This is a genomic window from Mycolicibacter icosiumassiliensis (assembly GCF_900078685.2).
GTDB lineage: Bacteria > Actinomycetota > Actinomycetes > Mycobacteriales > Mycobacteriaceae > Mycobacterium > Mycobacterium icosiumassiliensis.
Window position 1 is genome coordinate 1 of the sequence record NZ_LT546205.1, and the last position, 891, is coordinate 891.

1 protein-coding gene and 1 pseudogene are annotated in these 891 nt (G+C 74.5%); both read right to left on the reverse strand.

Translation table 11 applies throughout. The features are described 5' to 3' along the window. Positions 1-161 (reverse strand): annotated as a pseudogene (locus BN4346_RS49420) (adenosylcobinamide-GDP ribazoletransferase); the annotation flags it as partial. After that, positions 158-891, reverse strand: a 734-nt coding sequence (locus tag BN4346_RS47140; protein ID WP_154677709.1) for a nicotinate-nucleotide--dimethylbenzimidazole phosphoribosyltransferase, incomplete at its 5' end; no start/stop codon positions are given. The gene BN4346_RS47140 and the pseudogene BN4346_RS49420, both read right to left, overlap by 4 nt.

Consider the following 891-nt stretch of genomic DNA (forward strand, 5'->3'; position numbering starts at 1 on the left):
GCATACCCGCCGGCCCACACCACGGCCGCGGCCAGCGCGCCGAGGGCGGCGCCGATCACCGGCAGCGCCGTCAGCGCCCCGCGACCCGGCGCGTGGGCGCCAGCCCCCGGCAACCGCACGACCGTTCCGAACCCCACCGCGGCGGCCAGCGAACGGATCATCCGGGCGTCCCGTCGGCCGGCCCCGACACCCCCGCCTCGGTGAACGTCGACATCGACGACAACGCCGCGACCGCGGCGCGCAGCACCGGTAGGGCAACCGCGGCGCCGGTGCCTTCGCCCAACCGCATCTGAAGGTCGAGGATGGGCTCCAGGCCCAGCGCGGCGCAGGCCAGCGCGTGCGCCGGCTCAGGCGAGCGATGACCGGCCTGCCACCAGGCCCGGGCCCCGGGTGCCAGCCGGTCGGCGACCAGGGCCGCGGCCGTCGACGCCAGGCCGTCGAGCAGCACCGGGGTGCGCCGCACTGCGGCCTGGGCGCAGAAACCCGCCAGCGCCGCGAAGTCGGCGCCACCGCAGCAGCGCAGTAGTCCCATTGGATCGGCGTGCTGCGACCGGGACCGGAAGAGGGCGTCGCGTACCGCGGCGGTCTTACGCGCCCAGCCGGCATCATCGATGCCGGTCCCGGGACCCACCACCTCGGCGGGCTCGGCACCGGTCAGCGCGGCGATCAATGTCGTTGCGACGGTGGTATTCCCAATTCCCATATCGCCGGGGATCAGCAGATCCGCGCCGCCGTCGACTTCTTCGTCGGCGATGCGCCGGCCGGCCTGGACCGCGGCCAGGGTCTCCTCGGGGGTCAGGGCGTCCTCGCTCGTGATGTCACCGCTGCCGCGACGCACCTTGTAGACGCTGGACTCTCTCGACGTCCCGGGGGAGTGGGTCGCATCGTCAT